This is a genomic window from Quatrionicoccus australiensis (genome assembly GCF_020510525.1).
In the GTDB taxonomy this organism is placed as follows: domain Bacteria; phylum Pseudomonadota; class Gammaproteobacteria; order Burkholderiales; family Rhodocyclaceae; genus Azonexus; species Azonexus australiensis_B.
On sequence record NZ_CP075188.1, the window covers coordinates 1,650,294 to 1,673,981 of the forward strand.

Annotated in this window: 20 protein-coding genes; 11 read left to right on the plus strand and 9 right to left on the minus strand. The window is 62.1% G+C overall.

From position 1 onward, the window contains the following. Positions 1-2 precede the first annotated feature (2 nt). Entirely contained in the window at positions 3-503 is a 501-nt protein-coding gene (locus KI612_RS07830; RefSeq protein WP_226443252.1) for a hypothetical protein, read from the minus strand. 181 nt (positions 504-684) lie between these two features. Here KI612_RS07830 and zapE point away from each other — a divergent pair, with 181 nt between their 5' ends. Genes zapE through KI612_RS07845 form a run of 3 tightly spaced genes read left to right on the plus strand, consistent with a single transcriptional unit; the run spans position 685 to position 3,873 of the window. Continuing rightward, a complete protein-coding gene (zapE, locus tag KI612_RS07835; protein ID WP_226443253.1) occupies positions 685-1,800 on the plus strand; it encodes a cell division protein ZapE in 1,116 nt (371 codons plus the stop codon). Between the two features lie 3 nt (positions 1,801-1,803). Further along, a complete protein-coding gene (locus KI612_RS07840; protein ID WP_226443254.1) occupies positions 1,804-3,051 on the plus strand; it encodes an HD domain-containing phosphohydrolase in 1,248 nt (415 codons plus the stop codon). Positions 3,052-3,081: 30 nt separating this feature from the next. Then, on the plus strand, positions 3,082-3,873 hold the full coding sequence (locus KI612_RS07845; RefSeq protein ID WP_226443255.1) for a type II and III secretion system protein: 792 nt from the start codon (positions 3,082-3,084) through the stop codon (positions 3,871-3,873). Positions 3,874-3,937: 64 nt separating this feature from the next. Here the strand turns inward: KI612_RS07845 and KI612_RS07850 are convergent, their stop codons facing one another. Both KI612_RS07850 and KI612_RS07855 read right to left on the minus strand, forming a co-directional pair. Further along, positions 3,938-4,594, minus strand: coding sequence for an acetate uptake transporter (locus tag KI612_RS07850; RefSeq protein WP_226443256.1), 657 nt, complete (start codon positions 4,592-4,594; stop codon positions 3,938-3,940). A 261-nt stretch (positions 4,595-4,855) separates the two neighbouring features. Further along, a complete protein-coding gene (locus KI612_RS07855) occupies positions 4,856-6,127 on the minus strand; it encodes an O-acetylhomoserine aminocarboxypropyltransferase/cysteine synthase family protein (RefSeq protein WP_226443257.1) in 1,272 nt (423 codons plus the stop codon). A 190-nt stretch (positions 6,128-6,317) separates the two neighbouring features. On the opposite strand from KI612_RS07855, the gene KI612_RS07860 reads away from it, so the two are divergent. Then, the gene (locus tag KI612_RS07860) at positions 6,318-6,977 is read left to right on the plus strand and encodes a trimethylguanosine synthase (RefSeq protein WP_226443258.1); all 660 of its coding nucleotides are present in this window, start codon (positions 6,318-6,320) and stop codon (positions 6,975-6,977) included. Positions 6,978-7,109: 132 nt separating this feature from the next. On the opposite strand, the gene mnmC is transcribed toward KI612_RS07860, so the two are convergent. The 4 genes from mnmC to parC all read right to left on the minus strand — a co-directional run bounded on the left by mnmC (position 7,110) and on the right by parC (position 13,678). Further along, positions 7,110-9,008, minus strand: a complete 1,899-nt coding sequence (gene mnmC, locus KI612_RS07865) for a bifunctional tRNA (5-methylaminomethyl-2-thiouridine)(34)-methyltransferase MnmD/FAD-dependent 5-carboxymethylaminomethyl-2-thiouridine(34) oxidoreductase MnmC (protein WP_226443259.1) — start codon at positions 9,006-9,008, stop codon at positions 7,110-7,112. Continuing rightward, on the minus strand, positions 9,008-9,499 hold the full coding sequence (locus KI612_RS07870; RefSeq protein WP_226443260.1) for a hypothetical protein: 492 nt from the start codon (positions 9,497-9,499) through the stop codon (positions 9,008-9,010). Before KI612_RS07870 ends, mnmC begins: the two co-directional genes overlap by 1 nt. A gap of 124 nt (positions 9,500-9,623) precedes the next feature. After that, positions 9,624-11,129: a lysine--tRNA ligase gene (lysS, locus tag KI612_RS07875; protein ID WP_226443261.1), complete on the minus strand. Its 1,506-nt coding sequence runs from the start codon at positions 11,127-11,129 to the stop codon at positions 9,624-9,626. Positions 11,130-11,260: 131 nt separating this feature from the next. Further along, positions 11,261-13,678, minus strand: coding sequence for a DNA topoisomerase IV subunit A (parC, locus tag KI612_RS07880; protein ID WP_226443262.1), 2,418 nt, complete (start codon positions 13,676-13,678; stop codon positions 11,261-11,263). 300 nt (positions 13,679-13,978) lie between these two features. Here parC and KI612_RS07885 point away from each other — a divergent pair, with 300 nt between their 5' ends. Together KI612_RS07885 and KI612_RS07890 are read left to right on the plus strand one after the other, a co-directional pair. Then, a complete protein-coding gene (locus KI612_RS07885; protein WP_226443263.1) occupies positions 13,979-14,296 on the plus strand; it encodes a helix-turn-helix domain-containing protein in 318 nt (105 codons plus the stop codon). Between the two features lie 2 nt (positions 14,297-14,298). Next, positions 14,299-15,573, plus strand: a complete 1,275-nt coding sequence (locus KI612_RS07890) for a type II toxin-antitoxin system HipA family toxin (protein ID WP_226443264.1) — start codon at positions 14,299-14,301, stop codon at positions 15,571-15,573. 43 nt (positions 15,574-15,616) lie between these two features. Here KI612_RS07890 and KI612_RS07895 read toward each other — a convergent pair whose 3' ends face one another. After that, complete coding sequence (locus KI612_RS07895) at positions 15,617-16,540, minus strand: FecR family protein (RefSeq protein WP_226443265.1); 924 nt, start codon at positions 16,538-16,540, stop codon at positions 15,617-15,619. Positions 16,541-16,572: 32 nt separating this feature from the next. Next, complete coding sequence (locus KI612_RS07900; protein ID WP_226443266.1) at positions 16,573-17,112, minus strand: RNA polymerase sigma factor; 540 nt, start codon at positions 17,110-17,112, stop codon at positions 16,573-16,575. Positions 17,113-17,272: 160 nt separating this feature from the next. Here KI612_RS07900 and KI612_RS07905 point away from each other — a divergent pair, with 160 nt between their 5' ends. From KI612_RS07905 to KI612_RS07920, 5 genes are all read left to right on the plus strand, one after another. Beyond that, positions 17,273-19,534, plus strand: coding sequence for a TonB-dependent receptor domain-containing protein (locus KI612_RS07905; RefSeq protein WP_226443267.1), 2,262 nt, complete (start codon positions 17,273-17,275; stop codon positions 19,532-19,534). 58 nt (positions 19,535-19,592) lie between these two features. Continuing rightward, on the plus strand, positions 19,593-19,718 hold the full coding sequence (locus tag KI612_RS19835) for a hypothetical protein (RefSeq protein ID WP_264180832.1): 126 nt from the start codon (positions 19,593-19,595) through the stop codon (positions 19,716-19,718). Positions 19,719-19,785: 67 nt separating this feature from the next. After that, complete coding sequence (locus KI612_RS07910) at positions 19,786-21,222, plus strand: radical SAM/SPASM domain-containing protein (protein WP_226443268.1); 1,437 nt, start codon at positions 19,786-19,788, stop codon at positions 21,220-21,222. Then, entirely contained in the window at positions 21,212-22,576 is a 1,365-nt protein-coding gene (locus KI612_RS07915; RefSeq protein ID WP_226443269.1) for a radical SAM/SPASM domain-containing protein, read from the plus strand. The genes KI612_RS07910 and KI612_RS07915 overlap by 11 nt, the downstream gene beginning before the upstream one ends. Next, positions 22,569-23,687: a radical SAM/SPASM domain-containing protein gene (locus KI612_RS07920; RefSeq protein ID WP_226443270.1), complete on the plus strand. Its 1,119-nt coding sequence runs from the start codon at positions 22,569-22,571 to the stop codon at positions 23,685-23,687. The genes KI612_RS07915 and KI612_RS07920 overlap by 8 nt, the downstream gene beginning before the upstream one ends. Position 23,688: the final 1 nt, after the last annotated feature.

The window sequence follows — 23,688 nt, forward strand, 5'->3', positions numbered from 1 at the left end:
ATTCAGGCGATGGCCGGGGGGGCCAGCCAGCGGCGCGATCCTTGCAGGACTAGACCGGTCAGCAGGAGACAGGCGACATAGCCGACAAGCAAGCTCCAGAACGGTGCGACCCCGTAAGCCAGCGGTTTGGCGACGCCAAGGAAGCTGCCGTAAATCAACGAACCGAGCGAGATGGCGAACATCGCCAGGCGCCGCTGGTCCAGGCCGCTGTAGCTGTAATGGCGGAGCAGCCAGGAATTCAGGCTCCACAGCGTGATCAGGATCACTTTTGTCCACAGCTTGGGATTGTCGAAATAGGGCATACCCTTGAGCGCGACGCCGAAGGCGATAATCAGCAGGCCGGAAAGCCAGAGATGGAGTTCGCCGTTCAGGATCAGCGGCCGGATCAGCCGCCGTTCCGTTGCAACCCCGCGCAGACGGCACAGTGCCAGGAAGACGCCGGTGAGCGATGCGAACAGGGCGACCAGGTGATAGAAAACCGCCAGGGTGACGAGGAGTTCCATGATCGATTTTTCGGAAAGATGCGAAGCCTTAATTCAAGCCGATTACGATGACGTGTCGATGACAGGCGGATGTCGGTCTCTGCTGGAAAATTTGCCTGACCTTCCGGTAAAGCAGGATTGCCCTGCAGAACTCCGCCAATATTTGCGAAAATAGCGTACCTGAGAACAACGATAGCCGACGATGCCCCACAAGAAACTGAATGTCCCCGCCACCGGCATGCTTGACGCTTACGATGCACTGCTTGTCGAGCGCGGTTATGTTGCCGACGAAGCCCAGATGCGTGCAGCGACGGCCTTGCAGGAACTGTACGCCAACCTGCTGTCGTTCAAGGTCAATCGCGGCAGCACGCTGAAACGCCTGCTCAATCCGCCGAAGCCGCCCAAGGGCGTGTATTTTTGGGGCGGTGTCGGGCGCGGGAAGAGCTTCCTGATGGATTGCTTCTACGACTCGGTGCCTTACCGCCGCAAGAAACGCATCCACTTTCACGCCTTCATGCAGCAGATCCATCGCGACCTGGAAAAATACAAGGGCGAGCCCGATCCGATGCTGCGCCTGGCCGAGCAGATCGCGCGCGAAGTGCGCCTGCTCTGTTTCGACGAATTCCACGTCTCCGATATCGCCGATGCGATGATTCTCGGTCGCCTGATGGACGGCCTGTTCGCCAATGGCGTGATCATCGTCATGACCTCGAACTACCCGCCGGAGAAGCTCTATCCGAACGGCCTGCATCGTGAAAGCTTCCTGCCGACCATCGCGTTGCTGCAGAAGCATCTTGATGTCTTCGAGGTCGATGCCGGGGTCGATTACCGCCTGCGCGCCCTGGAGCAGGTCGAGATTTACCACCATCCGGTCGACGCCGCTGCCGAGAAGAAAATGCTCGACTATTTCCGCATGGTGGCCGGTGAGGAGGGCAAGAAGGGTGGTCATATCGAGGTGCTTGGTCGTCAGGTGGATACCGTTCGGCGCGGCCATGGCGTGATCTGGTTCGATTTCCGTACCCTGTGCGGTGGACCGCGCTCGCAGAACGATTATCTGGAAATTGCCCGCGGCTACCACACGGTGCTGCTCTCGCACATTCCGAAAATGACCCAGCACCAGGCTTCCGAAGCCCGCCGTTTCACCTGGCTGGTCGATGTCTTCTACGACCATCGCGTCAAACTGATCGCCACCGCCGACTGCGCGCCGGAAGCGCTGTACACCGAAGGAACGCAGTCCAGCGAGTTTTTCCGCACGGTCAGCCGTCTGACCGAAATGCATTCGCGCGAATACCTGACCCTGCCGCATCTGGTGAGCTGAATCATGCTACAGCCGACGCAACCCGCCGACCTTGCCATCGACCTGCGGCAACTGGTCATCACCATCGCGCACACCGTCGATCTGGTCGGTGTGGACGATGTCCTGCACGGCCGCCGGGTTGGCATGCTGGCGCGCGAACTGGCCATCTTCATGGGCTGGCCCGAAGCCGAGCAGCAACTGCTCTACGATGCCGGTCTGTTGCACGATTGCGGTGTTTCATCGACACGCGTGCATCACCGGCTGGTGGTCGATCTTGAATGGTCGGGGGCCGAGGAGCATTGTGTCGCCGGCCAGGACTTGCTTGCCGATTTTGCGCCGCTGGCGCACCTGGCACCGATCATCCGTTACCACCACAGCCGCTGGGAGTGGCTGGCGCAGCAAACGCAGCTTGGCGATACGGCGCGTTTTGCCAATCTGATCTATCTGGCCGACCGGGTCGATGTCCTGGCGGCGCCTTACCATGCCGACCAGACGGTGCTGTCGCATGCCGACGAAATCCGTTCGCGTCTGGCCGCCGAGCGCGGTTGCCTGTTTTCGCCGGCGCTGGTTGAGGCATTCGAGAAGTTTTCGGAAGGCGAGGCCTTCTGGCTGGCCTTGCAGCCTGACTGGGTGCAACAGTACCAGCGCGAGATGGAGACGCACGGCAAGCTGGAGGTGATCAACTGGGCGCAGTTCAAGCAGTGCGCCGAGATCTTCGCCCGCATCATCGACGCCAAGTCGCCCTACACGCAGCGCCATTCGCGCGGGGTTTCCCGCCTGGCGCGCCATCTGGCCGAGCGTCTCGGGCTGGATACGGTGACCTGCGAGAAGATCGAGGTCGCCGGCTTGCTGCACGATATCGGCAAGTTGCAGATTCCCGACGAAATCATCGAAGGCCCGAATGCCCTGACGCCGCATGAGTTCGACATCATGAAGAGCCACAGCTACGGCACCCTGCAGGTCCTGAAGCGTTTGCCGGCAATCGAGGAAATCGCGCAGTGGGCGGCTTTCCATCACGAAACACCGGATGGTCACGGCTATCCCTTTCACATCGGCGGCAAGGCCTTGCCGCTCGAGGCGCGCATCATCAATGTGGCCGACGTCTTCCAGGCGCTGGCGCAGGAGCGGCCTTACCGCAAGCCGATGCAGCCAGCCGAGATCATGGCCGTGCTGCAGGAAAGGGCTGACCTCGGTCGGGCCGATCCCGGCATCGTCGCGCTGGTGGCGGCCGATCTGGCCAATTGCCATCGCGTTGCCCTGTGCATGGATTGACCGGTCGACCGGCCGGAAAGGAGCTTTTTCATGGCGCGTATTTTTCTGTTGCTGGTTCTTTTCTTCAGTACGCCGCTCTGGGCGCAGCAGATGGAAATCATCCAGCTGCGCAGCAAGACGGTTGAAGAAGTTCTGCCGACCCTGTTGCCCCTGGTGGAGCCGGGCGGCACGCTGACCGGCCTGAACGACCAGCTTTTCCTGCGCAGCTCGGCGAAAAATCGGGCCGACATCAAGCGCGTGCTGGCCGCCATTGATACGCCGACGCGGCGCCTGATCATTCGTGTTTCGCAGAATCGCCAGGGCGAAGACAGCGCGCGTGGTGTTGAGGCGAGTGGGCAACTGGCGCTGGGTACGGGGCGCCGCTCGCAGGCCGAGGCGCGGGTCTGGGACACGAAGAGCGTGCGCGGCGAGAGTGCGGCGCAGATGGTGCAAACCGTCGAGGGCGGGCGTGCCTTCATCCAGATCGGGCGCTCACTGCCGATCCCGATGCGGCAGGTGATGGTCGGGCCGGGCGGGGCGCTGGTCAATGAAACAGTGGTTTATCGCGATGTCGGGCGCGGCTTCTACGCCGTGCCACGTCTGAACGGCCAGCGCGTCAGCCTGGAAATCAGCCAGCAGGCCGACAGCACGGATGCCTACGGGCGCGGTGCGATCAATACGCAGCGTCTGTCGACGACGGTCAGCGGTCGACTCGGCGAATGGATCGAATTGGGCGGTGGCGGCAGTCAGGCCAGCAGCAACCAGGGTGGGGCGATGAGCCTGTCGACCAGCGAGGCGCGCGACAACCGCGCGGTCTGGCTGATGGTCGAGGAAGTCGAATAAGACCGGCAAGCGCCAACGAAAAGGCCGCCCTCGAGGCGGCCTTCGTTTTACGGCCTGGCGTATTTCAGGCGGCTGCCTTGACGACTTGCGGCTTGGCGGCGGGGAGCGGTCCCTTCTTGATCCAGCCGAACGGTGCGCCGAGCGAGAGCACGGTACGCCCGAAGAAGTTGTTCAGGAAGTTGGCGCCGGCGGCATAGAAGCCGAGCAGGGAAATGCCCAGTTCCGACCAGGCGGCGAGCGGTCCGAAGACTTCGTGATTGATGCCGAGGATGGACAGCGCCAGCGACGGCAGCAGGATGTTGATCAGCACCAGGATGGCGGCAAACACCTTGTTGGCTTCGAAGGCGGCAACCATGATGAACAGCGAGAAAATGAAATAGCCGATGCAGGCGAAAGCCAGTTGCTTCGGATCGGCCTTGTCGCCGACGGCGCCCAGCCAGCCGAGGCTGATTGCCCAGTGCATGGCGACGGCAATCCAGAACAGGCCGTAGGCGCCGAGCACGATGGCGCCGAAATAGTTGTTTTTCTTGAAGTCGACCGCCGAGGCCCAGATCTGGGCGATGGAACCGAGGAACAGTGCCCACGGGATCAGATAGGCGACGCCGCTGGTCCAGCCCATCTTGGCCGAAGCGGCGACGAAGGTGACCATGGAAAGACCGAACACGCCGAGGGCGGTCGGGTCGGACATGACGATCCTGGTTTCGCTGATTGGTTGCTGCATGGATTTCTCCCCTTCTTGGTTTAATGATTTTGTCGGCGTCGCATACGAGCGTTCGTCTTTGTGGGGGCTATTCTGTGTTCCGGATAAGCGCTTCCTTATGATCCAGATCAAGAGTTGGTGTGCTATTTCCGGTCGTGCACTGTCTTGGTAAATTATTGTTTTGTTTAAATAAATTGCTTTAACGATGTTGAATTTCGGCTTTGCTCTTGGCATAAAAAAAGCCCGGCGCTCGGCCGGGCTTGTCCTGAAGTTCAGGTTCGATCAGGCGGCGTTCAATGCCTGATCCAGGTCGGCGATCAGGTCGTCGACATGTTCGATACCGACCGACAGACGGATCATGTCTTCGGAAACGCCGGCCTTGGCCAGTTCTTCCGGCGACAGCTGGCGGTGCGTGGTCGAAGCCGGGTGGCAGGCCAGGGTCTTGCAATCGCCGATATTGACCAGGCGGGTGACCAGCTTCAATGCATCCTGGAACTTGCCGCCGCCTTCGCGGCCACCCTTGACGCCGAAGTTGAGGATGCCGGAAGCGCGACCGCCCATGTACTTCTGGACCAGGGCGTGATCCTTGTGGTCGGGCAGGCCGGCGTAATTGACCCAGCTGCACTTCGGGTGGTTTTTCAGGAAGTTGGCGATCTTCAGCGAGTTTTCGCAGATGCGGTCCATGCGCAGGGCCAGGGTTTCGATGCCCAGCAGGATCAGGAAGGCATTGAACGGGCTGATCGCGGCGCCCATGTTGCGCAAGGGCACGACGCGGGCGCGGCCGATGTAGGCGGCGGCACCGAGCGCTTCGGTGTAAACGACGCCGTGGTAGGAGACGTCCGGCTCGTTGAGGCGCTTGAACTTGGTCTTGTGTTCAGCCCACGGGAACTTGCCGCTATCGACGATGATGCCGCCGATCGAATTGCCATGGCCACCAAGGTACTTGGTCAGCGCATGCACGACGATGTCGGCGCCATGTTCGAACGGGCGGCACAGGTAGGGCGAGGGCACCGTGTTGTCGACGATGACCGGCACGCCATGCTTGTGGGCGACTTCGGCGAGCTTTTCGAAATCGACGATGTTGCCGAGCGGGTTGCCAACCGATTCGCAGAACACGGCTTTCGTTTTGCCGTCGATCAGCTTTTCGAAGGCTTCCGGATCGCGGTAATCGGCGAAACGCACTTCGATGCCGTACTGCGGCAGGGTGTGGGCGAACAGGTTGTAGGTGCCGCCGTACAGCGTGCTCGAGGTGACGATGTTGTCGCCGGCTTCGGCGATGGTCATGATCGAGGCCGTGATCGCGGCCATGCCCGAGGCCATGGCCAGCGCGGCAATGCCGCCTTCCATTTCGGCGACGCGCTTTTCCAGGACGTCCTGGGTCGGATTCATGATGCGCGTGTAGATGTTGCCGGCGACCTTGAGGTCGAACAGGTCGGCACCGTGCTGTGTGCTGTCGAAGGCGTAGGACGTCGTCTGGTAGATCGGCACGGCGACCGCCTTGGTGGTCGGATCTGGTGAATAGCCACCATGGACGGCAATGGTTTCAATCTTCATCGGGATTTCCTCTCAGCTTGTTTTTTTTCGGGAGCAAGGAGTTTAGTGTGTTTTATGTCCCAAAACCACAGCGGGGGGAATTGCTGTAATGCGCTTGGGTAACGCTTTTATACCCACGCCTCGCTTTTTTCCGGTGTAAGTCGGACAATCCGAATTTTTGTCCAGGATTACTCAAGGAGAGTCTCTCAGGATGAGTGAATTACCTCAGGATCTTTGTCCATTCGGGGCCCAATATCAGCCCTTTTGGAACATGAGGTATCAATTGTTTGCTAAGTTTGACGAGGCAAAAGTTGATGCAGGTGGTCTTTATACGATGGTTCCCGAGGCTTATGCCCTGGAAATGGCAAAAAGAGCCGGGGGGCAGAAAACCCTTGATATTTGTTCGGGAATCGGTTCGATGTCGATTGCTTTCGCGCGATCCGGGCAGCGAGTAATAGCGATTGAAATTGATGAAGAGCGGGTTGCCATGGCGAGACACAATGCTCGTCTGTACGGTGTTGCCGACCAAATCGATATACGCAATGCCGACGTTACTTCTGATGCCATGCTTCATTCCCTGCCGGATGATATCCATACCGTATGGTTCGATCCCCCTTGGGGAAATGGAATTGGTGATTACCGAAAACGCCCGGTGATTCGCCTGGAAGACTTGCAACTGGCCGGCATGGATTTGCGTGATCTGGTCAGAAAAATCCCGTGTCAGGAAGTTATGTTCAGATTACCTCCCAATTTCGATACTGCGGTTTTTCGTTCAGTGATTGGCGAGAAGTTGAAATTTGCTACCAAGAACCATCTGCTCTGGTATTTCATTCGTACAACACGGGAGCAATTCATCAATGCTGCCTACTGATCCGGCCAGGCGGCCCGAAATGTCCGTCATGGCAGGCCGCAACCCGCCGAGCTGGTAGGGCGCTGCAAGATCGGTAACGATGACCAACAAGTGCGTCGACTCGGCTGTTGGTTTATTGCCGATGATCAGTTGTCAGATTTGCTGTCTTCCTGATGGCGAGGACATCAGGAAACGGCCAGGATCGATGGCGTCGACCAGGTCGCTTTCGAGCGGCAGCGGTTCGCCTTCGAGCTGGCTGAGCAACAGGTCGGCCATCAGCATGGACCAGACGATGCCGCGCGCACCGAAGCCCTGCATGCACCACAGGCCGGGCTGGCGGGGCAGGGCGTGCAGGCGCGGTGCGCCGGCAAAAACGGGTTCGGGCACCGGGCCGACAATGGGCAGACGATCCGGCGACATCGGGCGGAAACCGACACGGCCATGCAGTGTTGCGGGATCAATGCCGGCGCCGAAGCCGGGCAGGCTGAATTCGAGCTTGGCCAGATTCTCGACATGGTCGCTCAGGCGCTCGCCCGGGTCGGCGTCGTCGAGCTGGCTGGTGGCGCCGATCAGGCGCAGGCCGTCGACCGCGGGCATGGCGTAGCCGCCCTGGCGGCAGACGACGATGTCGAGCGGCGGTGTTGCGGCGGCCGGCAAATGACTGACCTGGCCGCGCGCCGGCTGTTGCGGCAGCCAGGAAAACTGGGCAAAACGCGGGGCGGCGGCACCGCTTGCCATGATCAGCACCGGCGCCGCGGCGAGCACGGTGCCCGTTGCATCGAGGGCGCGCCACTCGTTTTCGACCCGTTCCAGGCGGTCGACCGTTGTCCGGCAGCGTAAATCAATCTGCGCCGGGAAGGCGGCCAGTGCGGCGCGGCAGACCGAGGGCGGCTGCACCCAGCCGCCTTGCGGAAACCACCAGCCGCCGATCTCCACCGGTCGACCGGCCAAAACCGAGGCTTTTGCCGGCTCGACGAATTGCAGCAGTTCCGGCGGCAGGCCGAGACTGTCCACCGCCTTGCGCTGCTGTGCTGCGTGCTCGGCATCGCGTCCGAGGTGCAGCACGCCGCAGGGCGACCAGCGCGCCTCAGGCAGGCCGGCGAGGCGGGCGCGGGTGGCGAAGAAGCCGGCCCGGGTCAGGCGCGAGATGCGGTTGTCGTCCACGCTGGGCAGCGGCCGCAGCATCCCGGCCAGATTGCTGGAAGCGCCGGTGGCCGGCGTTTCCGCCTGTTCCAGAACCGTGACCTGCCAGCCGGCGGCGGCCAGCGCGTAAGCCGTGGCGCTGCCGGCGATGCCGGCGCCGATCACGATGGCGCGCCGCTCGGCCGGTGGCTGGTGACGGTTCGGCCGGCGCGAGCGGAAACGGCCGGTCAGCATCTGCCATTTGCCGGCAAAGCCGGGCCGCTTCTGCAGCTCGAATTCGGCTTCTTTCAGCGCCTGACGCACCGGGCCGGCGACTGCCCAGGTCGCCAGCGTCGTGCCTTCGGACGACAGCCGGGCGAGCGCCTTGCACAGTTGCGGCGTCCACAGCTCCGGGTTCTTGGCCGGCGCGAAGCCGTCGAGGAAAAAGGCATCGACGGCGGCGTTGACTGTACGCAGCTGTTGCGTCGCATCGCCGAAGAACAGGGTCAGGATGACATTGCCGCCGTCCAGGTGCAGACGATGCACGCCCGGCGTCAGCAGCGGCCAGTTGGCCTGCAATTCGGTGGCGAGCGCGGCGAACTCCGGCCAGGCCTGTTGCGCGGTGGTCAGGTCGCTGGCGGTGAACGGGTGTTTTTCGAAGGAAACGAAATGCAGGCGGCGACAGCGTTGCGGGTCGTCCCGCCAGGCCTGCCAGGTCGTCAGGAAATTGAGGCCGAGACCAAAGCCGGTTTCGAGAATGACGAAGCGGTCGCGGCCCTGCCAGCGAGCGGGCAACTCGTTGCCGGCGAGAAAGACGTGGCGGGCTTGCGCCGGGCCGCCGTGCGGCGAGTGATAGACATCGCCGTAGGCGACCGAGAAGGGCGTGCCGTCCGGCGCAAATTCGAGGCGGGCGGGCTGGAGTTTGTCCACTAGTGGAGCAGCGATTTGCCCGGGGGAGTGGTCAGCGTGGCCGGGGCATCGTAACTGAGCCCGAGATCCCACTTGGCCTGCTCGCTGGCGGCGCGCAGCATCGAGCACAAGGCCTGCAACAGTTCGCCGTTCAGGTTGAGGCTGAAATAGCGCTCGCGACCTTCGCGCAGGATCATCCGGCCCAGGCCATCCTCGCCACCTTCGAAGGTCGCTTCGGAGGCGAGCAGCGGCTTCGAGCCGAGCGGAAAGACCGGATTGTCTTCCCGGAACGGTTGCTCAAAACTCGACGGTTCATGCTCGGAAGAAGCATCAGCCTGCGGCGTGGGATTTGCCAGCTGCTTGGCCAGCATCCGGCTCAGATGCGGCCAGATTTCGCGCAGAAAACGCCGCGTCAGAAAAACGCGGATTTCCTCGTTGTCATCCGTCGCAATGCGCATAACCAGCCGGTCCTGCACACTGTCGTTGGCGATTTGCAGCTGACGAACAGACATCAGCCTTTTACCTCGACAGCACCCAAGCATGCGCGAGCGCAGGTGAGACAAGGCGCACGACGCCGCCGCATAGCAGCGCTATGCAAGGTGCCGTGCAACGCGGTATCACCAAGCGCAGCCATGCTTACTCGGGGCGCATGGAGGGGAAGAGAATCACATCGCGAATCGCGGCAGCATCCGTCAGCAGCATGATCAACCGGTCAATCCCGATGCCGCAGCCGCCGGTCGGGGGCAGCCCGTATTCCAGCGCGCGGATGAAATCGGCGTCGTAATACATCGCCTCTTCATCGCCAGCATCCTTGGCCTTCATCTGCTCATGGAAGCGCGCCGCCTGATCTTCCGCGTCATTCAACTCGGAGAACCCATTGGCAATCTCGCGACCGACGATGAACAGCTCGAAGCGCTCGGTAATCTCCGGATTGCTGTCCGAAGCACGGGCCAGCGGCGAAACTTCCACCGGGTAGTCGATGATGAAGGTCGGTTCCCAGCACTTGGCTTCGGCGCAGGCTTCGAACAGTTGCAGTTGCAGGCTGCCCAGGCCGCCAGCCTTGACCGGTTCGCCGAAGTGCTTGATCTTGGCCTTGAGGAATTCCGGATCGGCCAGCTCGGCATCGGAGAATTCCGGCTGTTCGCGCTGGATCGCCTGGTTGATGGTCAGGCGGTGGAAAGGCTTGGACAGGTCGAGTTCGCGGCCCTGATAGATGAAAACTTCCTTGCCCAGCGCTTCGCGTGCGGCGTGGCGGAGCAGGCCTTCGGTGAAATCCATCAGCGTGTGGTAGTTCGCATACGCCTCGTAGAACTCCATCATCGTGAATTCGGGGTTGTGGCGCGGGCTCAAACCTTCGTTACGGAAGTTGCGGTTGATTTCGAAGACCTTCTCGAAACCGCCGACGACCAGGCGCTTGAGGTAGAGCTCCGGCGCGATGCGCAGGAACTGCTGCATGTCGAGCGCGTTGTGGTGCGTCACGAAGGGCTTGGCCGAGGCGCCGCCGGGGATCGGGTGCATCATCGGCGTTTCGACTTCCATGAAGCCGTGGCCGGTCATGTAATTGCGGATGGCGGCGACGATGTCGGAGCGGGCGCGGAAGGTGGCGCGCGTTTCCTCGTTCATGATCAGGTCGACGTAGCGCTGGCGATACTTCATTTCCTGGTCGGCCAGGCCGTGGAACTTGTCCGGCAGCGGGCGCAGCGACTTGGTCAGCAGACGGATCTCGCTGGCCTGGATCGATAGTTCGCCGGTCTTGGTCTTCATCAGCGTACCTACGACACCGACGATGTCGCCGAGGTCCCAGCCCTTGAAGGCGGCATAGGCGTCTTCACCGACCTTGTCGCGCGCAACATAGAGCTGGATGCGGCCGGACAGGTCCTGCACCGTGGCAAACGAGGCCTTGCCCATGACGCGCTTCAACATCATGCGACCGGCAACCTTGACTTCGACCGGCATGCCTTCGAGTTCTTCGGCAGATTTTTCGCCGTAGCCATCATGCAGCTTCTGCGCAGTGTTTTCGCGCTGGAAGTCGTTCGGGAAGGCGGCACCCGTCTTGCGCCATTCGGCCAGTTTGGCGCGACGCTCGGCGATGAGCTGGTTTTCGTCTTGCTGGACCGGGGCTTGCTGTTCGGCGTTGGACATGAAAAATCCTTGGAAATGAGGTTGCTGCGGGGCAAAAGCCTGGAACCCTGAATTTTCGCCGATTCAGGGGGGGGGAACAAGCTGGACAGGGCATTTTTGCCCTGTTTTTTACGTTGACCGCCGGGCGAGCCCTACTTGCGTGCGGCGCGTACCAGCTTGCCCTTGCCGCCGCGATTGCCGCGGCAGATTTCCAGACGTTCGCCCTTGAGCTTGGCGGCGGCGCCGTCGACGACCGGAATGATCTCCTCGAGCGCCGTCTTGCCCGGCGCGGCGTCGATCAGCTTGAGGCCGCGACCCTTGGCGAGCAGGCGGACTTCTTCGATGTTGAAGACGAGGGCGCGGCCATCCCTAGTGACGCAGGCGATTTCGCCTGTGGCCGGGGCCGGCATGAAGATGGCCGGGGCTTCGCCTTCGCCCAGCGTCAGGAAGGCCTTGCCGGCCTTGCCGCGCGACATGAAGTCTTCGCCCTTGCAGCGGAAGCCGTAGCCGCCGTCGGCAGCCACCAGGTAGAGCACCTCGTTCTTGACGGCCAGCGCCAGGCAGGGCTTGCCGCCATCCTGGAAGTCGGCAAGCGAGGTGGCCGGAATGCCGTCGCCCTTGCCGCCGGGAATGTCGGAGGCGGGGATCGAATAAGCGCGGCCGTTGGAATCGAGCAAAATCAGGTGGTCGACCGTACGGCAGGGCAGGCAGGCGAGCAGGCTGTCGCCGGAGCGGAAAGTCAGTTGCGTCGGGTCGATGTTGTGGCCCTGGCGCGAGCGCAGCCAGCCGTGTTTCGAGACGATCAGCGTGGTCGGCTCGTCGACGATGGAGACGGTCTTGGCATCCGACATGGTGACCTTGGCGTCGGCCTCGATCAGGGTGCGGCGATCGTCGCCGTATTTTTTCGCATCGGCTTCGATTTCGGCGGCGACGCAGGCGCGCAGCGCCGGTTCGGAGTCGAGCAGGTGATTGAGGCCCTTGGCTTCTTCACGCAGTTTGGCGAGGTCCTCGCCGATCTTGATGCCTTCCAGCCGGGCCAGTTGGCGCAGGCGGATTTCGAGGATGTCTTCGGCCTGGATCTCGGACAGCTTGAAGTGCGCCATCAGGTCGGCCTTGGGGTCGTCCGACTCGCGGATCACCTTGATCACCTTGTCGATGTCGAGCAGCACGGCAAGCCGGCCTTCGAGGATGTGGATGCGCTTTTCGGCGGCGGTCAGGCGATGCCGCGTGCGGCGTTCGACGGTGGCCAGGCGGAAGCGGCACCATTCGGCGATCATGCTGTACAGCGAGGCCTGGCGCGGCGTGCCGGTGACGCCGAGCACGGTCAGGTTGATCGAGGCATTGGTTTCCAGGCTGGTGTGGGCGAGCAGCATGCGCACCAGGTCGTCCTGGCCCTGGCGCGAGCTGGCCGGCTCGATGACCAGGCGCACGGCGTGCTCCTTGCCGGATTCGTCGCGCACGCCGGATTCGGAAATCGACGACAGGAAGGCCGCCTTGAGATTGAGTTGTTCCGGCGTGAACACCTTTTTGCCGGCTTTTTCCTTGGCGACCGGGTTGGAGCAGGCTTCGATTTCCGACATCACCGTGGCGGTCGAGACGCCCGGCGGCAGTTCGGTGATGACCAGCTTCCACTGGCCACGAGCGAGGTTCTCGATCTTCCACTTGGCGCGCACGCGCAGGCTGCCGCGGCCGCTCTTGTAGGTGGCGGCAATTTCCTCGGGCGAGGAAATGATCTGCGCGCCGCCCGGGTAATCGGGGCCGGGAATCAGCGCCAGGACTTCGTCTTCCGTGAAATTCGGGTTTTTGACGAGGTTGACCGCTGCGGCGGCGACTTCGCGCAGGTTATGCGCCGGGATTTCGGTGGCCATGCCGACTGCGATGCCGGACGCGCCATTGAGCAGGCAGAAGGGCAGACGCGCCGGTAACAGCGCCGGTTCGTCGTTGGCGCCGTCGTAATTAGGCTTCCAGTCGACCGTGCCTTCGTCGAGTTCGGCGAGCAGCAGTTCGGCAATCGGCGTCAGGCGGGCTTCGGTGTAGCGCATCGCGGCGGCGTTGTCGCCGTCGCGCGAGCCGAAATTGCCCTGGCCGTCCACGATCGGGTAGCGCAGGCTCCAGTCCTGGGCCATGCGGACCATCGCGTCATAGACCGAGGAGTCGCCGTGCGGGTGATACTTACCGATCACGTCACCGACGACGCGTGCCGATTTGACGTGGCGCGGGCTCTTGTACAGGCCCATCCGGTGCATGGCGTAGAGAATGCGGCGCTGCACCGGCTTCTGGCCGTCGGCGGCGGAGGGCAGGGCGCGGCCGGTGACGACGCTCATCGCGTATTCGAGATAGCGGCGGGCGGCATAGTCGGCGGGCGAGGCAATGTCGTCGGCCGGGCCGGAGGCCGACGGCGGCAGTGCCGGCGGTACGGTCGACCCGCTGTCGGGCGGCAAATCGGGCAGATCGGCGGGCGCCGGCTCTGCCGTGGCAAGGGTTTGCGCTGCGGCCTCGGCGGCGACGGTTTGCGTTTCGCCGGCCGCCGCTTTGGCGCTGGCATCGAAGAGATTGAGCTGGTCGGTCATGGTGTTGCGGCAAATCCTGAATCGAGTCGGGCGCAAATTTATCATAGGGTGGCGGGCGGCAAGGGCAATTCCGCCGGCTGGATGACGGTGGTAATGGCCGGGTGGCGTTCCGCTTGTTCAGCTGCTTCGATGTTGTTTGTTATTTAAAGATCCAAAATTAGTCTTTTAAATCTTGAATATGCGGTTAACGATCTAAAATAAGACTATTGTTTCGTGTATTCGATTTGTGATCTAAAATTAGTCTGTAAGGCTGTTAAATTGAATTTAATGATCTAAAAATAGGCTATGGATATCTATCGGATGACCAACGATGAGCTGGCCGCGCAACTGGCCGCCAGCCTCAAGGCCTGGCGCGTTTCGCCCAACGGTGCGGCGCTGACCCAGGCCGACCTGGCGCAGAAGAGCGGCATCGGCTTGACGCCGTTGAAGCGCTTCGAGAAAACCGGCGCCATCACGCTGCGTAACCTGATCGCCATCCTGCGCGCGCTGGATCTGCTCGACGGCTTGCAGAATCTCGTGCCCGACGCCGACAGCCCGAGCCCGCTCGACGTGCTGGCTGCGGCGCAGAAAAAATCGGCGCGGGTCCGCCAGCGCGCGCCGCGTTCGCATAAGGCGTAAACATGGACGATATCCGCGCCGTTCAGGTCAATCTCTGGGGCCAGTTCGCCGGTGCCGTCGCGCCGCTGCGCAACAAGCCCGGCTATTACGAATTCAGCTACGCGCCGGAATTTGCCAAGCGCGGGCTGGAGCTGTCGCCCATCCTGATGCCGCTCAAGGCGAAGCGGCGTTTCAGCTTTCCGGCCCTGGCCCGGGAAACCTTTCACGGCTTGCCCGGCCTGCTTGCCGATGCGCTGCCCGACAAGTTCGGCAATGCGCTGATCGACGAATACCTGGCCCGGCGCGGCATCCTGCCCGGCGACATCACGACTTTGCAACGCCTGCTTTACGTCGGGCGGCGCAGCATGGGCGCGCTTGAATTCGAGCCGGCCGAAAAGGCCTTGCGCGGCGCCGCGGCCAGCCTGCCGCTCGACATGGCGCACCTGGTCGAGGATGCGCGGCGGGCGCTCAAGGGCGAGTTTTCCAGCATCGCCCAGGACATCATCGATATCGGCAGTTCGGCCGGCGGGGCGCGCGCCAAGGCAGTGATCGGCTGGAACCGCCAGACCAACCAGGTGGTGTCCGGACAATTCGACGTACCCGATGGCTTCGAGCACTGGTTGCTCAAGTTTGATGTCGGCGGCGACGGTGAACTCGGCACCACGGCCGGTTTCGGCCGCATCGAGTACGCGCACGCGCTGATGGCCGCGGCGGCCGGCATCGAGATGAGCGAATGCCGGCTGCTCGAAGAGGGCGGCCGGGCGCATTTCATGACCAAACGTTTCGACCGCGACGGCAATGCCAAGCTGCACGCCCAGTCGCTGTGCGGCCTGCTGCACCTCGATTTCAACATGCCCTACGTGCATGGCTACGAGCAATACCTGCGCAGCGTGCTCGGCCTGCGCCTCGGCGCCGATGCGCTGGAACAGGCCTGGGCGCGCTGCGCCTTCAATGTCGCCATCGTCAATTGCGACGACCACACCAAGAATTTCGGTTTCCTGATGGACAGTACCGGTCAGTGGCGTCTCGCCCCGGCCTACGACACCTGCTTCGCGCACAATCCGGGCGCCGGCAAATGGACACGCCAGCACCAGATGCAGGTCGGCGGCAAGACCTGGGACATCGGCGTCGACGATCTGCTGGCGCTTGCCAAGACCTACGACATCCGCCGCGCCCGCGACCGCCTGCAGCAAATCCGCGCAGCCGTCGCCCGCTGGCCGGAGTTCGCCGCAACGGCTGGCGTGGCCGAGGCGGAAGTCCGCAAGATCGCGGCCTTGCAGCCGGCCTGGGCGAAGTAGGTCTGGCTGTCGCGGACAGGTGGTGGCGGGCGCGTTGACTGACCTACTTGTTACGCTGCGCCAGCAGGCGCCCATTGCTCGCTACGAAATGGATGGGCGCGATTTGTTGCAGGGCGCGTGGCGCGGTGGCCTCGTCGCTGATCAGGAAAACGCCGCTGATGCGGATTTCCCCCAAACGAGGGTCATCAAGCACGATGGGCTGTTTACGGAAACGGTTCAATTCGGTGATGACCTCGGCCAGCGGCGCGGCATCGAAGGCGAGCTGTCCCTTGGTCCAGTTCAGTGCGCTGCGGCGTTCGATGTTGTGTACCGGACCGATCTTTCCGTTTTCGACAACCGCGGCTTCCCCGGCGTTCAGGCGTAGTGGCGGCTGCGCCTCGGCCGCGGGGAGAATGTCGACAATGCCTTCGGCTACCGTGACGCGGGTGTGTCGGGTGTCGGTCAGGACGGCGAAGCGGGTCCCGATGTCGCGGATGGTATTGCCGCCTGCCGTGATTGCGAAGGGCCGCTGGCGGTCGACTGCGACGTTGACGGCAATTTCGCCGGCCAGCAGATCGATGTGGCGTTGCTTGTCATCGATGCTGATGCGCAGACGGCTTTGGGGGGCAATATCGAGTTCGCTGCCGTCGTCTAGTTGCACGTGCCGGACTTCGCCGGCTTCGGTCGACACCTGTCCGTCCAACCAGTGCAGGCCGAGCCAGCCACAAACGAGGATGACGCAGCCCAGGGCCAGGCCACGGCGCAACGCTTGCCGTGCCGGCGGGGCTTGCCGCTGCAGGTGAGCCGAGTCGTCCCAGATTTGTTCGAGGATCTTGAACTCCCGGGCATGTGCCGGGTTGGCGGCGAGCCATCTGGCGAAGGCGGCCCGTTGTTGTCCGGAAACCGATTCGCCGCGCAGGCGGGCAAACCAGACTGCGGCTTCTTCCTGGATTTGTTGCTCTTGAGAGGGGGGCGCGGACGGCGGCATGCGCCGGATTTTCGGGAGGGCCGGGCGGGCTGTCAATTGCAGACCAACTGGCCGGCCCGGAGTCGGCGCAAGTGGAGCATGGCGTTGGCCAGATGCTTTTCCACGGTTTTAGCCGAAATGGCTAGCTGCTCGGCAATCTGGTTTTGGGTCAGGGCGTCGAAGCGATGCAGGAAAAAGACCTGGCGGCATTTGGCCGGCAGCGACTGGATGTCGTTGGCCAGGGCAAACAGTTGTTGGCGCGCCGCTGCGATGCGTGCCGGATCGGCGATCGGGTCGGGCAGGCTGTCCTGGAAATCGTCGATGGGAACGAGGATCGGCCTGGTCCGGCTGGCGCGCAGCAGGTCGATGACGAGATTTTTGCCGGCATGGAGCAGGAAAGCCCGGGGGTTGTAAATGGCTTCTTCGGGCGGCTTGACCAGCAAGCGCAAGAAAACGTCCTGGGCGGCATCCCGTCCTGCTTCCGGACAATCGAGCCGACGGCTGAGATATTGGCGCAATTCGTCGAAGTGATCGCGATACAGCTGCGTCAGGCAAATCTGGTTATTCAGGCTGGAAGCGAGGGAGGAGGGCATGGGCAAATGCTAATGGCCGAGGCCGCCATCTCCAATGCGGCATGTTGCCGCAGGCGCCTGTTTTTCGGGGGAGAGAGGTAGGGAAAGGTCCGGCGATTTCGTCTTGGAAGGTAGAGGCACATTTCGTTGCCGTTTTGCCATAACCAGGGGGAAATACGTGTTGCAAAGCAAATCGAGGGCGCGCCCGGCGGCGTTGCGGAAACTACTGATCACCACAATGATCCTGGCTTGCCATAGCGTTGCAGTTTTTGCCGCTCCGGATGTCACGGTCGATATCGCGGCTCAGCCACTCTCTTCCGCGCTGCGTGACCTGGCCAGCCAGGCCGGAGTGCAATTGGTATTTGCGGCCGAGACGGTGGGGGCTGCCAAGGCACGCGCAATCAAAGGTGAAATGAGCGTCGATGCCGCTCTCCGCAAGTTGCTGCTCGGCAGCGGGCTGGATTTTCGCAAGGACGGTGAGCGCAGTTACGTGGTGGTGAAGTCAGCCGAGATCGAACATGGCCTGGCTGAAGTTGTGGTGACGGCAACGCGGACGGAGCGGCGGGTTGACGATGTGCCGGCCAGTGTCAGCGTCATCACTGCCAAGGATATTGCCAGCCAGAGGCCCACGGTTATCAGCGACCTGCTGCGCAATATCGAAGGTGTCGACGTCAGCAACACGGCGTCGTTAGCCGGAAGCGAGTCGGTTATGTTGCGCGGCATAGGCGGGTCGTACGGTGGCTCGACCAGCCAGGTTTTGCTCGATGGCATGCCGTTGGAGTCGCCGATTACCGGCATTCACTACGGTATGAAAACACTCGCCGTCCAGGATGTTGAGCGCATTGAGGTCGTTCGAGGGCCGGCTTCGGCACTTTACGGTCCGAGTGCCGTCGGTGGCGTGGTCAACCTGATGTCCAGGCGATGGCAGGGCACGCCGGGAGCGGAAGTGCAGATCGGCGGTGGAAGTCATGGCTCGACCCTGGTCGGAGGTGCAGTCGGCGGGGCGTGGGATGTGGCCGATTTCAGGTTGTCGGTCAGTGATTACCGCACAGATGGTTACGTCGCGCAGCCGGAGCCGGATCGTTGGGGAACCAGGGATTTGGGCGCGCGCGATGGCCAGGATAAAAAAATCGCTCTGACCGGCGGTTTGCGGCCATCCGAGAATCAGGAAATCACCTTTGGCATCCGCAGTTCGGATATCGAATCAGCCTGGTTGGGTGGCCATCCCAACTACCGTATCCATGCGCGGCTGGAAAGCTACGACCTGGGCTACCGTGCCGAGATCGGTGACTGGGCGGTAGTCAAGGCTCGCTATCGCAAGTTGCAGCAAAAGGCGCGGGTGTTTTTTGATGCCGATGCGTATATGGCGAATGGGGACCTGTCCCTGGCCGAATTTGATAATCGAACCGATAGCAGCGATTCCATCGATTTGCAGGCAGATCTTCGTCTTGCCCGGAACAATGTACTTTCCCTTGGCTATAGCTACGGTCTGGGAAAATACACAACTACGGCCGACTATACCGGCGCCTTTCTTGGCTTTCCGGCCGAGCAGAGCTCATCGAAGAGCGAGTTGACCGGGTTATTCATCCAGGACGAACACCGGTTTACGGAAGCCTTGTCGGTTTTGCTCGGCGGGCGCTGGGATCATTACCGGTTTTTCGGCGATAGCCGCGATGGAGTCGCAACGGGCAAGAATTCGAGCGACGATGTGTTCAACCCGCGCGTCGGGGCACGCTACCGCCTGACCGAGGCCGCTTCGGTGTATGCCACCGCAGGCACGGCTTACGTCCCGGCGCTCAACTCGCTGAAATTCCGCAGCGGCGGCGTTTGGCTCGATAACGCCGGGTTGAAACCAGAAACCTCGGTGACCTACGAGGTGGGCGCCAATTACCGTGAAGGCCCCCTGGCCACCCGGGCGGCGATTTATCACACCGATTACACCGACAAAATTGAAGTCATCACGGTGGGGGTGCAGAGGCAGTTCAGCAACGTCAGCAAAGTCGCGGTCAATGGCCTGGAATTGGCCATGGAAGCGAAATTGGCCAGCGGCTGGCATCCCTACGTGAACTACACCTATACCGATTCCAAGATCAAACAAAATCCGGGTGATCTTCTGACGGAAGGCAAACGGCTGCAACGGGTTGCCCCGCACAAGCTCAATGTGGGCGTTACCTATGCGCCTTCCGATAGCTGGTATGGCCGCATTTCCGGTCGCCATGTGGCGGCCTACTATTTCAACGACCAGAACACGGCGGATGCCCGCAATCCAGGCCATTTTGTTGCCGATATGAAGTTCGGCGTGAATCTGCCGGCCGGCGGGTTTGCCCGCAAGCTTGAGTTGTCGCTGGCGATCAACAATCTGTTCGATAAACGCTATGGCGAGCAGCAATACGAATACCTGGATGGTCGGAATGTTTGGCTCGGTCTGAGTGCGAAGTTCTGATTGGGTGCTGTCATCACCGTTTTGCTCGGCCACGTGCAATCTACTCAAGGAGATTGATATGGAAATCAAAGAAATCGATTTTGAAACGCTGGAAGGCTGCAACGAAGCATTTGAAGCATTGACCGCCTGTGCCTGCTGCGGCACTCAGGGCGGCATGATGTGCCATTGCGGAGCGCGCCGGTAATCCGGCTCGCCTTTTTCTAATCCATCAATGAAATCGCCCGTGGCCGGGCTCCTTTTTTGGAAGAATCATGCTGGACAAAACAAATTTTCATGCGTTCCGGAAAGACGATCGTCATTTCCTGTTTCTGACCGTGCCGGTGGCCTTGTTCTCCATCGATGCGGAAAGCTACGGCGTGCTGCGCAAGGTGGAAGAGGATCAAACACTGGAGGCTAACGGCGAAACGGCACGCTGGGAGGACTTGAACCGGTTTGCCGAACGTTATATGGAACGTGCCAAACCCGCCCAGCCGGTACGCTCACCGGCGGACATTACCGACAAGGTAGTGGCGACCTATCTTTTCGTCAGCCAGGAGTGCAACCTCAAGTGTGCCTACTGCTACGGCAGCGAAGGAGAATACGGCAAGCGTGGCCGCATGAGCGAGACGGTGATGAATCAGGCCTTCGAGCGGTTTTTCTCGGCGGGTGAGGGGCAGCATTACGTGACCTTCTTTGGCGGCGAACCGCTGATGAATTTTCCGTTGATGGAAAAGACTGCGGAGCTGGCGCAAACCTATCGAGAGGATGGCAAGGCCGACATCCGGTTGTGCATCGTCACCAACGGCACCTTGTATAGCCCGAAAATCGATGCTTTCTTCCGGGAACACATCAGCGATGTCACCTTCAGCCTGGATGGACCGAAGGCATTGAACGACGCCCAACGGGTGGCGAAGTCGGGCGACAGCGTCCATGACCAGGCAGCGGAAAACATCCGCCAATTGACGAAGGATGCGCCATTCGGTTGGTCCTTCCGCGCCATCGTCACCCGTGCTGGCTGCGAACAGGTCGAAGACATCTACCAGCACATGGAAACTTTCAAGCCCGGTGGGATCGGCATTGTGGATGTGGATGTGCCCAAGGACAGCCCCTTGTATATCGACGACGCCCGTTATAGGCGTTTCCTGGAGCAAATCGTTGCGGTCAACCGGCGCGGCCTGGCCAGTATTCTGGAGGGAGACGCCCCGGTGGCCTTTGAATATCCCTTCTACATTCTTTATTACTTCGTTTCCCGCCGCCATGCCCTTTACCACTGCAATGCCGGCACCAACCTGCTGGCGGTGACGGCGGAGGGCGACGTTTATCCCTGCCACCGTTTCGTCGGCATGGAGGATTTCAAGATGGGCAATGTTGCTGATCCTGAGTTGAAATCCAGCGAACGTTATCAGGGTATCCGCCAACAGTTCATCGATGCCACCGTGGACAATCGCGAGGGGTGCCGTGATTGCTGGGCACGCTACCTGTGCGGCGGTTCCTGCGCCAAGTATGCCTTTGCCGAGCATGGCAGCATCGCACCGCCAGTGGCGCGTCATTGCCAATACATCAAAACCATCATCGAGGAATTATTGCCCGATCTGGTGGCGGTCATGGAAGAACCGGCACAGCGTCGCAAATTGATCGGTCGCCTGGGCGAGGCGGTACGTGGTGGTGCGGCGGATAGCCGGGCGCTGGGCGAAGTGCATGGCGCCTGATTGTCATGTCATCGCCGAGGCTGGCATCGTCTATTTCCCGGAGAGCGGCAAGTTCTATGCGGTGCCGCAAGGTATCGGCGAGCGCCTGAAATCCTGGCTGGCCGGGGATGGCGAGGCGCCGCCGGAGGCGGCTGCCATGCTCGCGGCGGAGGCGGGCAGGGGGCAAGCCGATCTGCCGCCCGTTGGAGGTGATGAAGGCGAGGTGCGCAGCCTGTGTTTGTACACCGCCCACGATTGCAATCTGGCTTGTACGTATTGCTACAACCAGCGCGGGCGGGCGGTGGCGCCGTTGGCCATGATGTCTTTCGCCACCGCCAAGGCGGCGATTGACCGCTTCTTCTGGCGACCGGGCGTGCCCTATGCCATTGCGCTGTATGGCGGTGAACCCTTGCTCAATGTCGGCCTGATCGAACCCCTGGTCGACTACGCCGAACGTTTGCGGCGGGAACGGGATATTCGCATCGATTTCAGCCTGACCACCAACGGCACGGTCATGAATCGGGAGATCCTGGCCTTGCTGGATCGTCATTTCGTAGCGGTGACGGTGAGTCTGGACGGCATCAAGGCGGTCAATGACCGGCATCGCCATGCCGAAAAGGGCGAACACAGCGTTCACGACCGGGCGGTGGCGACGATTCGTTTGCTCAAGGAAAACACCGGCTTGCGGGTCACGGTCAAGGGAACGCTGACCGCCCAGGGGGTGCCCCATTACCGGGAATCCCTCGCCTACCTGCGCAGCCTGGGAGCCGACAATGCCGCCCTCACCCCGGCCTTCGGGCCGGCAGAGGCCGATTGGGCGCTGGCCGGCGAGGTGTTCGAGCGTTACGTGGCGATGCAGGCCGGGAACGCTGCGGCGGACCTGGCCGACCTCGACGAAGCCGCCGAACCATGGCACGAATACACCTTCCAGATCGTCGCCGGCCTGCTGACCAAGCGGCGCCTGCTGCGTCACTGCAATATCGGGCGCGACCTGGCGGTGATGGCCGACGGGTCTATCTATGCCTGCCACGGCCTGGCCGGCCAGTCGGCCTTCGCCATGGGGCGGGTGGACGATCCGGCCAGCCCGGATTTCCAGCGTCTGCATGAAGATTTCGCCGGCCTCGATCTGCGTTCGGTCGACGGCTGCCAGCGGTGCTGGGCGCGTTATCTGTGCGGTGGCGGTTGTTACGCCAATGCCTGGTTCCAGAGCGGTTCCGTTCGCCAGCCGGATCGCGGCCATTGCGCCGTTTTCAAGGCGGTGGCGGAGAAGGTTCTGGTCGCTTTCGTCGACACCATGGGTCGGCCCGCGCAGGCGCAAGGGCTGCTGCGCAAGGTGCGCGGCATGATCGGCGCACCGCCGCCTTCCCATGTCTGAAGTGTTGCGCAATCTCTACCTGGTGGTGGCCCAGGAGTGCAATCTGGCCTGCACCTATTGCTACGCTGCCGGGGGCGGCTTCGGCCAGCCGGAACGCCATATGCCGGAGGCCATCATGCGCCGTGGCCTGGCGCGCCTGTTGCCCTTGGCCGGCGAACGGCTGACCCTGTCCTTCTTCGGCGGCGAGCCGCTGCTCAATTTCACCTTACTGCAGGAAACCGTTCGCTACGCCAGTTGTCTCGCGGCCGAAAGCGGGCGCGGGCTGTCCTTTGCCCTGACCACCAACGGCACCCTGCTCGATGAGGCGATGCTCGATTTCATCGAAAGGCACATCGCTTACCTGGCGATCAGTCTCGATGGCGATGCCGTGGCGAACAGCGGGCGGGTGTTCCGCGATGGCCGGCCGGCATTCCCGGTTATTCTGGACAATCTCGAACGGCTTCGGCAACGGCGCATCCCGTTTGCTCTGCGGGCGACGGTGACGCCGGCCAATGTCGGTCAGGTGGCGGAAACGGTCGCTTTTCTGTCCGCGCTCGGTGCCCAGTCGGTGCGCGTGTTGCCGGCCCAGGGTGTGATCTGGTCGGCAACCGAGCAGCAGCAATTGCGTCACGCCATGGCCGACCTCAACCGGCGCGGCTTGCAGGCGCTGCTGGCCGGCGAAACGCCGACGGCTTGCGAGCATGCCCTGCGTCTGGCCGTCCACACGGTGGCTAGTGAAGATGCGGAGCGTCCGTGCCTGGCAGGTGGCGGCATCCTGGCCCTGGCTGCCGACGGCATGCTCTACCCTTGCGAACATTTCGTCGGAGTCGATGAATTGGCCATGGGCCACGTCGATGACTATCCCGATACGCACGCTCGCCACATCGCAGCCCGCTTCGCGGCGGCGACCACGGCGGGGCGACCGCGTTGCCAGGCGTGTGCGGTGCGGGGCGCCTGCGGCGGGCAATGCTATGCCGAAGCCTACCTGGCGAACGGCAATATCGAGCTGCCGGCGGCGGATTACTGCGGGCGAATACACGCCACTTTCCGGGCGCTGGCGCCGGATTTGGCGCAAGGCATGGCCGATGTCGAGCAGGCCGGTCGTCTGCGCCGGGCCATCGGGGTGGAGTAGG

Excerpts from the sequence above, each read along its gene's own strand:
- KI612_RS07830 (WP_226443252.1), bottom strand. The coding sequence starts at position 503 with ATGGAACTCCTCGTCACCCTGGCGGTTTTCTATCACCTGGTCGCCCTG.
- zapE (WP_226443253.1), top strand. The coding sequence starts at position 685 with ATGCCCCACAAGAAACTGAATGTCCCCGCCACCGGCATGCTTGACGCT.
- KI612_RS07840 (WP_226443254.1), top strand. The coding sequence starts at position 1,804 with ATGCTACAGCCGACGCAACCCGCCGACCTTGCCATCGACCTGCGGCAA.
- KI612_RS07845 (WP_226443255.1), top strand. The coding sequence starts at position 3,082 with ATGGCGCGTATTTTTCTGTTGCTGGTTCTTTTCTTCAGTACGCCGCTC.
- KI612_RS07850 (WP_226443256.1), bottom strand. The coding sequence starts at position 4,594 with ATGCAGCAACCAATCAGCGAAACCAGGATCGTCATGTCCGACCCGACC.
- KI612_RS07855 (WP_226443257.1), bottom strand. The coding sequence starts at position 6,127 with ATGAAGATTGAAACCATTGCCGTCCATGGTGGCTATTCACCAGATCCG.
- KI612_RS07860 (WP_226443258.1), top strand. The coding sequence starts at position 6,318 with ATGAGTGAATTACCTCAGGATCTTTGTCCATTCGGGGCCCAATATCAG.
- KI612_RS07870 (WP_226443260.1), bottom strand. The coding sequence starts at position 9,499 with ATGTCTGTTCGTCAGCTGCAAATCGCCAACGACAGTGTGCAGGACCGG.
- lysS (WP_226443261.1), bottom strand. The coding sequence starts at position 11,129 with ATGTCCAACGCCGAACAGCAAGCCCCGGTCCAGCAAGACGAAAACCAG.
- parC (WP_226443262.1), bottom strand. The coding sequence starts at position 13,678 with ATGACCGACCAGCTCAATCTCTTCGATGCCAGCGCCAAAGCGGCGGCC.
- KI612_RS07885 (WP_226443263.1), top strand. The coding sequence starts at position 13,979 with ATGACCAACGATGAGCTGGCCGCGCAACTGGCCGCCAGCCTCAAGGCC.
- KI612_RS07890 (WP_226443264.1), top strand. The coding sequence starts at position 14,299 with ATGGACGATATCCGCGCCGTTCAGGTCAATCTCTGGGGCCAGTTCGCC.
- KI612_RS07895 (WP_226443265.1), bottom strand. The coding sequence starts at position 16,540 with ATGCCGCCGTCCGCGCCCCCCTCTCAAGAGCAACAAATCCAGGAAGAA.
- KI612_RS07900 (WP_226443266.1), bottom strand. The coding sequence starts at position 17,112 with ATGCCCTCCTCCCTCGCTTCCAGCCTGAATAACCAGATTTGCCTGACG.
- KI612_RS19835 (WP_264180832.1), top strand. The coding sequence starts at position 19,593 with ATGGAAATCAAAGAAATCGATTTTGAAACGCTGGAAGGCTGCAACGAA.
- KI612_RS07910 (WP_226443268.1), top strand. The coding sequence starts at position 19,786 with ATGCTGGACAAAACAAATTTTCATGCGTTCCGGAAAGACGATCGTCAT.
- KI612_RS07915 (WP_226443269.1), top strand. The coding sequence starts at position 21,212 with ATGGCGCCTGATTGTCATGTCATCGCCGAGGCTGGCATCGTCTATTTC.
- KI612_RS07920 (WP_226443270.1), top strand. The coding sequence starts at position 22,569 with ATGTCTGAAGTGTTGCGCAATCTCTACCTGGTGGTGGCCCAGGAGTGC.